7 protein-coding genes are annotated in these 9,391 nt (G+C 70.3%); 5 read left to right on the forward strand and 2 right to left on the reverse strand.

What is annotated here, in order from left to right:
- Window positions 1-133 precede the first annotated feature (133 nt).
- A complete protein-coding gene (locus tag EOINJALH_RS25615; RefSeq protein ID WP_088285526.1) occupies window positions 134-3,025 on the reverse strand; it encodes an AMP-binding protein in 2,892 nt (963 codons plus the stop codon).
- Between the two features lie 317 nt (window positions 3,026-3,342).
- Between EOINJALH_RS25615 and EOINJALH_RS25620 the strand changes: the two genes are divergently transcribed.
- The 5 genes from EOINJALH_RS25620 (at window position 3,343) to EOINJALH_RS25635 (ending at window position 6,335) form a co-directional block, all read left to right on the forward strand.
- Entirely contained in the window at window positions 3,343-3,768 is a 426-nt protein-coding gene (locus tag EOINJALH_RS25620; protein WP_088285528.1) for a universal stress protein, read from the forward strand.
- Window positions 3,765-4,097, forward strand: coding sequence for a nitroreductase family protein (locus EOINJALH_RS25625; RefSeq protein ID WP_255407141.1), 333 nt, complete (start codon window positions 3,765-3,767; stop codon window positions 4,095-4,097). Before EOINJALH_RS25620 ends, EOINJALH_RS25625 begins: the two co-directional genes overlap by 4 nt.
- 147 nt (window positions 4,098-4,244) lie before the next feature.
- Window positions 4,245-4,379, forward strand: a complete 135-nt coding sequence (locus EOINJALH_RS33250; protein WP_255407142.1) for a hypothetical protein — start codon at window positions 4,245-4,247, stop codon at window positions 4,377-4,379.
- A 129-nt stretch (window positions 4,380-4,508) separates the two neighbouring features.
- Entirely contained in the window at window positions 4,509-5,828 is a 1,320-nt protein-coding gene (gene glgC, locus EOINJALH_RS25630) for a glucose-1-phosphate adenylyltransferase (RefSeq protein WP_088285532.1), read from the forward strand.
- Window positions 5,829-5,882: 54 nt separating this feature from the next.
- Entirely contained in the window at window positions 5,883-6,335 is a 453-nt protein-coding gene (locus EOINJALH_RS25635) for a universal stress protein (RefSeq protein ID WP_088285534.1), read from the forward strand.
- A 29-nt stretch (window positions 6,336-6,364) separates the two neighbouring features.
- On the opposite strand, the gene EOINJALH_RS25640 is transcribed toward EOINJALH_RS25635, so the two are convergent.
- Window positions 6,365-9,376, reverse strand: a complete 3,012-nt coding sequence (locus tag EOINJALH_RS25640; RefSeq protein WP_158219898.1) for an ATP-binding protein — start codon at window positions 9,374-9,376, stop codon at window positions 6,365-6,367.
- Between the last annotated feature and the right edge of the window lie 15 nt (window positions 9,377-9,391).

The following is a 9,391-nucleotide window of genomic DNA, read 5'->3' on the forward strand; positions in this document are numbered from 1 at the left end:
CCAGGGTTCGGGCGCCCTGTCCGACCGGGTGCGGCAGTCCATTGCCAGGCACTGGGGTTGCTTGTGTGTGGTCAGCACGCCCACGCCGGTGCCGCAGGTCGCCCGCGAGACGCTGCCCGGCGACGGCAGCGGCTCACGCGCCGTCGAGGCGCCCGGCGATGGCCCGTCGCGACACCTCGCGCATCGCGACGGCGGCGGCGAAGAGGTCGGGTGCCTGCGGTCCTGCCTGCGCAACAGGGGGAACGGGCGCACAGACATCGACCTGCAGCGATGCGCGCCGCGGCCACCAGTGGCCGTCCGGCAGCAGCTCGCGGCTGCCGCCCACGGCCACCGGCACCACCGGCACGCCCGCGCGCGCGGCGGCCAGGAAGGCGCCCAGATGGAAGGGCAGCAGGCCCGGCCGGGCGACGAACGTGCCTTCCGGAAACACCGCCAGCGATCGGCCCTGCTGCGCCAGCTCGGCCAGCCGGCCGGCATCGGCCACGCTGCGCTGCAGGTCGCTGCGCTCGACGAACTCGGTGCCCAGGCGCCGAAGGTAGGGGCCGGCCACGATCTGTTGCTGCAGTTCGCGCTTGGCCACGAAGGCGAACGGGCGCGGCAGGGCAGCGACCAGGATCACGCCGTCCAGGTAGCTGGCATGGTTGCTGACCAGCACGCAGGGTCCGCCGGGCAGCCGGTCCAGCCCGCGCACGGTCAAGCGCGTGCCGGTCAGGCGCAACAGCAGGCGCGCCGCGACGCCGCCCAGCGCCCAGGCGGCGGCCGGGTTGGGCAGCGGCAGCGTCAGCAACCAGGTCAGCGGCGCGAGCAGCCAGAACACCAGCGTCGCCCAGCACCCGTACAGCCCTTGGGCGACCGCACGCGCCAGCTGGCGGGCGCGCGGCAGCACGGCGCCCCAGGCCAGCCGCAGCACCTGGCGCCAGGCGCTGGCCGGCGCGGCACCCACGCCCCCGGCTTCGTACACGCTGCGGCAGGCCGAGCGCCGGACCTTGCCGCTGGAGGTCTTGAGCACCGTGTGCGGCGGCGCCAGCACGATCTCGTCGGGCGGCTCGCCGATGGCGTCGATGACGGCGCGCGACACGGCGTCGCGCAGCTGCGCCCGCGCCTCGGCACCCACCGGCCGGGCCTCGGCCAGCACCACCAGGCGCTCGGTGCCGGTGGCGGGGTCGGGGCTGCCGAACACGGCCACGCAGCCCTTGCGCACGCCGTCGACCCGGCCCACGGCTTCTTCCACTTCCTGCGGGTACAGGTTGCGCCCGCCACGGATCACGATGTCCTTGACGCGGCCGGTGATGTAGAAGTCGCCGTCGGCGGCATAGGCGCGGTCGCCGCTGTCGAGCCAGCCGTCGCGGAACAGCCTGGCCGTCTGCTCGGGGTTGTGGAAGTAGCCGCGCGTGGCCGACGGCCCCTTGAACTCGAGCCGGCCTTCGATGCGCTCGCCGACTTCGGCGCCGGCCTCGTCGACGATGCGCACCGCGTGGCCCGGCAGCGGCCGCCCGCAGGCGGCGAAGCGCAGCGCGCCGGCGTCGTCGGCCGCGGCCGGCACGGCGCGGCGCTCGCGCGTGAAGGGCTCGCGTGCCACGGCGTCGATCGGCGCCACGCGCGGCAGCGGCGGGAACAGCAGGCCCACCGAGGCCTCGGCCAGGCCGTACACCGGCGTCATCGCCTCGCGCCGCAGGCCGCAGGCCGCAAAGCGCTCGGCAAAGCGGCGCACGGTGTCGGGGCTGACCGCCTCGGCGCCGTTGAAGGCCAGGCGCCAGGTGCTCAGGTCGAGCCCGGCCAGCGCCGCATCGTCGATGCGCTTCAGGCACAGCTCGTAGGCGAAGTTGGGCCCCGCCGAGAGCGTGCCGCGCCAGTGGTGCAGGGCCTGCAGCCAGCGCAGCGGCTTGGCCAGGAAGGCCAGCGGCGACATCACCACCAGCGGAAAGCCCACGTACAGCGGCGCCAGCCAGGCGCCGATCAAGCCCATGTCGTGGTACAGCGGCAACCAGCTGACGAACACGTCGCGCGGCGTGGCCTCGATGGCCTGCGCCATGCCGCGGATGTTGGCCAGCAGGTTGGCGTGCGTCAGCGCCACCCCCTTGGGCTGGCCGGTGCTGCCCGAGGTGTACTGGATGAAGGCGATGTCGTCACCGCGCACCGCCATTGGCGTGGGCGTGCCGCCGCCCGCGGCCAGCTGCTGCGGCGTGACCACGTGGCGCAGACCCGGCACCCGCGCCTGCAGCAGGCGTGCCACCACCATGGCCTCGGCCACGGTGACCAGCATCACGGCGCGCGCGTTGTCGAGGATGCCGCCGTGGCGCAGCACATGGTCTTCGAGCTGCGAGGCACGCGCCGGCGGATAGATCGGCACCGGAATGGCGCCGGCCATCAGGATGCCGAAATAGGTGCTGAAGTAGTCGGCCGAGGTGGCCAGCATGATGGCCACGCACTGGCGCGGCACGACACCGGCGCGCTGCAGGCCGGCAGCGACGGCGGCCGACGCCTCGGCGAGCTGGCGGTAGCTGATGCGCTGTTCGCCGCCTGGCGGCATGTCGTCGGCCAGCACGACGAGCTGCGTCTGATCGGGGTGCTCCTGCAGGTGCCAGGCCAGCACGTCGAGCAGGGTGCCGGCCTGTGCCGGCGCGCCGCTCTGCGCGCTGTTTGCGTCCGGCGGCAGGGGGCTGGCCAGGGGCCCGGGCAGCGCGTGCCCCTTGGTGCCGTCTGGCCGCGTGAGCCCGGCGCCGGGCTGCGACAGGGCCTGCTGCACCGCGCCCAGCAGGTCGGCCACGGTGTCGGCGCGCTGCAGCGTGTCGGCCGGCAGGTCGAGGCCGAAGGCCCGTTCCGTGCGCAGCAGCAGTTCCATGCGCCCCAGGCTGTCGAAGCCGAGGTCGCGATCCAGCACGCTGGACAGCAGCACCGGCGGCAGTTCCGGGTCGCCCGCGTGCAACTCGCGCAGGGTGCCCTCGACGGTGGCGACCACGCGCGCGGCCAGGTCAGCCGACCCGGCTGTCTCGCACGGTGGCGCCGTCGTCGAAGGGGCTGCCATGCGGTCATCCTCTGCGTCTGGTCGGCACACGGCGAGGCAGGCCCGACCGATGCGAGGCACTGCGCAACGGCCCACGATCCGACCAAGGAATGGGGCCGCAGCCACCACTGCAGATGCTCCGAAGCGCAAATCGTTCCCTTGCGCGACGTCGACGTTGACGCGCGTCAACGGCCTTTCCGCGCCCGATTGAACCTGTCGACGCCAGGCGCGATCTGTCTCATGGTGCAGGTCAACGCGCGCCTTGTGGATGCACGGTCGCGGCCTTGCCGGCGCTGCATTGCCCATCCACGACATGGCGGCCCGAAGGGAAGCTCACGATGAAGAACGCTCTGATCCCGATCGACGGTTCTCCCGCTGCGCTTCGCGCCCTGGCCCTGGCGCTCGACACCGTGCGCGGCCAGGCCGAAGGGCAGGTCCATGTGCTGAACGTGCAGGCGCCGATGCTGCATCCCTGGCCCGGCAAGCTGGTCTCGCCGGACATGATCGCGGCCGAGTTGCACAGCCAGGGCGAGAAGCTTCTCGCCCAGCCGGGGAGCATGGCGCTGGCCGAGGGCATTGCCTGTGTGCCCGCAGTCCGCATCGGCGCCGCGGCCGAGGAGATTGCGGCCTACGCCGCCGAACAGGGCTGCGATGCCATCGTGATGGGCACGCGCGGCATGGGTGCCGTGGCCGGCCTGGTGATGGGCTCGGTGGCGCAGAAAGTAGTGCACCTGGCCAGCGTGCCGGTCACCTTGGTCAAGTGAACCCGCTGCGCGCGGCGCCCGCGTTGGCGAGCCTGAGGAGCAGGGTGGTCATGGCCACGCGTGGCCAGCGCTGGATCGCCGATGCCCCGGCCCTGGTGGTGATCGCCGCACAGCCCGCGCGCACCGCGGCCCGCTATGGCGCGCGGGCCGAAGCCTACGTGGCGATGGAAGCCGGCGCAGCGGCGCAGAACCTGCTGCTGAAGGCGGCGGCGCTCGGCCTGGGCGGCACCGTGGTCGGCGCCCTCGACGACGCCGCACTGCGCCGCAGCCTGGCACTGGCTGAGGCCGAGCAGCCGTTAGCCATCGTGCCGATCGGCCACAGGCGCTGAGCATCCGATGCCGAGCGCAAGGACCCGTTCGACCGGGAGCCCGGCGCTCTGCGCAGGTCGGTGTGGCATCCGCCGCGTGTCCCGGGCCTTGGGCCCAGGACCACCGCGTGCTGGGGAGCGGCCGCGCCGCCAGAAGGTCGTCACGGCATGAAGGTCGTCACCGCCACCGGCCGCGGCACGGCAATGGCGCAACGCATCGGCGGTCTCGGTGCCTGTGGCTGCAGGCCGTGCAGCGGCTGCGCTATTGATCATCAGCAACGCTTTGCCGCAGCCCGCCGGTAGCCTGAGTGCCTGCGCGGGTCTCGTTGGCAGGTTGCGGACTCGGGGAACGAAGTCCTGCGCCCGGGACTCCATTGCCGATGCAGCGCCGCACGCCTGCGGCCCCGTCGACTTCCCCCTCGGAGACTGCCGATGAGCACCGATCAGCACCGCCCCGGCCACGGCCATCGCACCCGCGACGTCGGGCCCAGCAGCAGCCTGCTCCATCTGACCCAGCGCACCTATGCGATGGTGCTCGCGGGTGGGCGCGGCAGCCGGCTCAAGCAACTCACGGACGGGCGAGCCAAGCCTGCGGTGCCGTTTGCCGGCAAGCTGCGCATCATCGACTTCGCGCTCAGCAACTGCGTCAACTCCGGCCTCCGCCGTGTCTGTGTGCTGACCCAGTACAAGGCCCAGAGCCTGATCCGCCACATCGAACGCGGCTGGGGTTTTCTCGACGCAGGCCTGCGCGAGTACGTGGACGTGGTTCCGGCCCAGCAGCAGGTGGGCGAGGGCTGGTACGTCGGCACCGCCGACGCGGTGTACCAGAACCTGAACCTGCTGCGCGAAGCCGACCCGGTGCATGTGCTCATCCTGGCCGGCGACCACGTGTACAAGATGGACTACGCGCGCCTGCTGGCCGACCACGTTGCCAGCGGCGCCGATGTCACCGTGGCCTGCACCGACGTGTCCTTGCTGGACGCCCGCAACTTCGGCGTGGTGGCGGTGGACGACGATGCACGCATCCGCGGCTTCGACGAGAAACCGGCGCAACCCAAGGCCCTGCCAAGCCCGCCGGATCGTGCGCTGGCGAGCATGGGCATCTACGTGTTCGATGCGGTGCTTCTTTGCGAACAACTCGCGCTCGACGCGGCCGACGCGGCGTCGAGCCACGACTTCGGGCGCGACCTCATTCCACGCCTGGTCGGCAGCCACCGCGTCCACGCGCACCGGTTCGTCGACAGCTGCGTCAACATGGTCGGCGACCACCCCTACTGGCGCGACGTGGGCACCGTCGATGCCTATTGGGATGCCAACCTGGACCTGACCCACGTGGTGCCCGAGCTCAACCTCTACGACGACGACTGGCCCATCCGCAGCCTGCAGGCCCAGCTGCCACCGGCCAAGTTCGTGTTCGACGACGACGACGGGCGGCGCAGCGTGGTGGTCGACTCGCTGGTGTCCAGTGGCTGCATCGTCAGCGGTGCCACCGTCCGGCGCTCGATCCTGTTCACGAAGGTGCGCCTCGGCGAGCGCAGCCTGATCGAGGACTCGGTGCTGCTCGGCGGTGTCGAGGTCGGGCGCGGCGTCACGCTGCGCAGGGTCATCGTCGACGAATGCTGCGTCATTCCCGACGGCTTCAGGGCCGGCGTCCACCTCGCCGAGGACCGGGCGAACTTCCACGTCACCGAGCGCGGCGTCACGCTCATCACGCCCGAGATGCTGGGCCAGCAGGTTCATCGTGTCGGTTGAAGCGGGGGCCGGGCCTGCTGCCCCGACTGCTTCGCCATTGCCTGGAGTCGAACCATGAAGATCCTCATCGCCGTCGATGGCTCCGAGCCGGCGCTGGACGCCGTGCGCCACGCCCTGCAACTGCTGCAGTCAGGTCTGCGCGCCAGCGTCGTGCTGGCGACCGTGCAGGAGCCGGTCTATCTGTACGAGAGGGTGCTGCCCCCCGACTCGGACGTGCTCGAGCGGGTGACCGGCGCGGTGGGGGGCAGGGCGCTGGCCGGCGCCGAGGCCTTGCTCGAGGCGGCGGGTGTGGCCTACGAACGCGAGATCGCCTCGGGCGAACCGGCGCCGGTGCTGATCGATCTGGCCCATCGCCACGGCTGCGACGCGATCATCATGGGCGCACGTGGCCGGGGGGCACTGCGCAGTGCGCTGCTCGGCTCCGTGTCGCAGCGCGTCGTCCAGGATGCCGCGGTGCCGGTGACGATCGTCAAGCACGGCGCAACCGGCGGCCCACCGTTGGCTTGAGCGCCGCCGCCGCGCCAGCGGCCGTTGCCTCAGGTGGGCACTGCGTCGAGTCGCTCTGTGTCGGCGGGCACCTCGGTGGTGATGAGCGGCAGCGACAGCCGGAAGCAGGTACCGACGCCGAGTTCGCTGCGCACCGTGATCTGGCCGCGGTGCTTGGCCACGATGCTGTGCGACACCGACAGGCCCAGGCCGGTGCCTTGGCCCACCGGCTTGGTGGTGAAGAAGGGCTCGAAGACGTGGTGGATGTGCTCTGGCGCGATCCCCTGGCCGTTGTCCTCGACCTCCACCCAGACCTCGCGGTCCGAGACACCGGTGCGGATGGTGATGACCCCGCGGGTCTGGATGGCATGGCCGGCATTGATCAGCAGGTTCATGAACACCTGGTTGATCTGCGTCGGCATGCACAGCACGAGCGGTATGTCGGCGTACTCCTTGACCAGTTCGACCTTGTACTTGAGCTCGTTCCAGACGATGTTGATCGTGCTGTTCAGTCCATCGCGCAGATCGGACCAGACCAGCTCGTCGTCGCTCACGTGCGCCAGGTCCTTCAGATTCTTGACGATCACGCGCACCCGGTTGGCCCCTTCACGCGATTCGGCGAGCAACTGCACGATGTCGCTGCGGATGTAGTTGATGTCGCGTTCGCGCCAGGCCTGATCCAGCGGCTGCGATTGTTCTGCCGTCAGATGCTGCTGCGCGCAACTCTGGCTCAGGTCGAGCAGATGCAGCAGGTCGGTCACGTACTCCGTCAGCGTGGCCAGGTTGGAATGGACAAAGCTGATCGGGTTGTTCAGCTCGTGCGCGACGCCGGCCGCCAGCTGCCCGATCGATGCCATCTTTTCTGACTGCAGCAGCTGGTTCTGGGCGACCGTCAGCTGCTGGTTGAGTGCATTCAGTTCGTCGACGCGCAGCCTGAGCGCGGCCTCGGCGCGCAGCCGCCTCACGTTGCGCCAGATGTCGTTGCCCAGCAGTTGCAGGGACGTGACGGCAAAGTCGTCGTACTCCGTTTTGCGGTTGCCCACCCCCAACAGCATGCGAACCTTGTCGCCTTCCATGACCGGCACGCAGACCAGGCGCAACAGATGCGCATGGCCGTCCGGCAGGCCGCGCTTGGCGGCATAACCTGGGTAGTCGTTGAACACCACCGCACTGCGGGTGCGGAAGGCATCGGCCCAGATGCCGGCCTTGCTGATGGGGTAGTGCGTGTCGTGGGCCGCCTGGCAGCCCTTCAGCGCACCCTGGGTCCAGGTGACGAGTTCGATGGTCTCCTGATCGTCGTTGATGTAATGCAGAAAGCCGATGTGGCTGTAGGTCAGCTTCTCGACCGCTTCGAGGGCCTTCGAGACGAACTCCCGCTCGCCGAACTGCGAGCCCAGCCCGTTGAGCTCGAGCATGACCCGCACGCGGGCGGCGATCTGGTGCCGAAGGGTGACGTCGACCGTCAGGCCGCCCAGCATGAGCCGGCCGTCGCTGCCGGTGACCCTGAACTTGTGGGTCTCGAAGTAGCGATTGCCGAGGACTTCTTCGACGACCTCGCTCTTCGAGCTCTCCAGCACGCGACGGTCGTCGCGGCTGAGCTTCGCGCCGAACTCGCCGGGAAAAATCTCTTCGTTGGTCCTGCCGATCAGTTCGCCCGGCTCGAGGCCGAGCATGTCCTTGAAACCGCGGTTGGCCAGCACCACGCGCAGGTTCTCGTCCTTCAGGAAGGCGGCTCCCGGGAAGTGGTCGATGAAGTGCTGCGTGACCGCCAGTGCACTCGCGGCGCGGCGCTCGCTGTGCTTGTGCTGGGAGATGTCCTGCACGCACAAGGCCATGAACCTGAGGTTCTCGCCGCCATCGAAGCCGCGCAGCGACAATTGCGCCTCGAAGGAGCCCAGTTGCGGGTGCACGAGCCGCGCCTCCATCGTGGCGCCGTCCTGTTCGCCTGAAAAGACCTTGGCCAACTTCAGTTCGAGCTGCTCTGCACTCTGGGCGTCGACGAGGCCGGTCAAGGGGGTGGCCATCACCTCTGCAGCAGTGCGGCCCAGGATCGACGCCAGCGCCGGGTTGACCTGAAGCCACTCGCGCGTGGGCGACAGCACTGCCATGCCGATCATGGCGTGGTCGAAGAACGAGCGGAATCGGCCTTCGCTCTCGCGCAGCGCGCGCTCGTCCTGCGCTTGCCGGCGCCGCTCGACCAAGGCCTGAGACAGCCAGACCAGGCTGCCCAGGCCAAAGGCCATCCAGCCTCCCAGCAGTGCGAGCGTCTCCGGCTTCCAGCCGCCGAAGCGCTCGTGCGGCGCGATCGCCAAGGCCACCGAGTAGCCGTACGTGGGATTGCGCACCTCGCTGCGCATCAGCCTGGCATCCGATGGGGGCTGCGCGGCGCTGCGCAGGGGCGCATTGGCCGTGCCGGTGGGGTCTGGCAGCTCGACGCCAGCCGCGCTCATGCTGACGATCAGATGTCCTTGGGCGTCGAACAGTTCGAGGGTGTCGCTCGGATGCTGGAGCTTCGACTCGAAGCCGGCGACGAAGTGGCGGACTGGGATCGATGCGACGGTCGCGCCATCGAACTGGCCTTGGGCATCCGACAACCGCCGCGCCAGCGCCAACACGGGCAGGCCCGTGGTGCGGCTGATCACCGGTGGCGACACCTGCAGGGCAGCCTCCGGGTCGTCGCGCAGGCGCACAAAGTAGGCGCGGTCGGCCAGGCTCACGCCGGCGCCGGGCGGCCGGGGTGGCCAGTACTGCACCTCGCCCTCGGCGGTGGTGGTCAGCAGGACGTTCAGCCATGGATGCCGCGCCGCCAGCCGGGCCAAGGCCTCGCCCTTCACGCGCGGCGTCTGGGACTTGTAGATGAGATGCTGGTCAACGACGTTCTGGAGGACGAGATCCGTCACCCCCAGCGTCTGTTCGATCTCGCGCTCGATCTGCTTGGCCGTGTCGGCCACCCACCGCGCCGCAGTGTCCTCGCTGGTGCGCTGGAGTTGCAGGGTGCCCACGCCGGCCACCACGGCCAGCGCCAGGTTGAACATCACCACAGCGCCCGTCAGGGTTCGCACGGGTCGATCCTGCCG

The organism is Ideonella sp. A 288, assembly GCF_002198735.1.
GTDB lineage: Bacteria > Pseudomonadota > Gammaproteobacteria > Burkholderiales > Burkholderiaceae_C > Pseudaquabacterium.

Excerpts from the sequence above, each read along its gene's own strand:
- EOINJALH_RS25615 (WP_088285526.1), bottom strand. The coding sequence starts at position 3,025 with ATGGCAGCCCCTTCGACGACGGCGCCACCGTGCGAGACAGCCGGGTCG.
- EOINJALH_RS25620 (WP_088285528.1), top strand. The coding sequence starts at position 3,343 with ATGAAGAACGCTCTGATCCCGATCGACGGTTCTCCCGCTGCGCTTCGC.
- EOINJALH_RS33250 (WP_255407142.1), top strand. The coding sequence starts at position 4,245 with ATGAAGGTCGTCACCGCCACCGGCCGCGGCACGGCAATGGCGCAACGC.
- glgC (WP_088285532.1), top strand. The coding sequence starts at position 4,509 with ATGAGCACCGATCAGCACCGCCCCGGCCACGGCCATCGCACCCGCGAC.
- EOINJALH_RS25635 (WP_088285534.1), top strand. The coding sequence starts at position 5,883 with ATGAAGATCCTCATCGCCGTCGATGGCTCCGAGCCGGCGCTGGACGCC.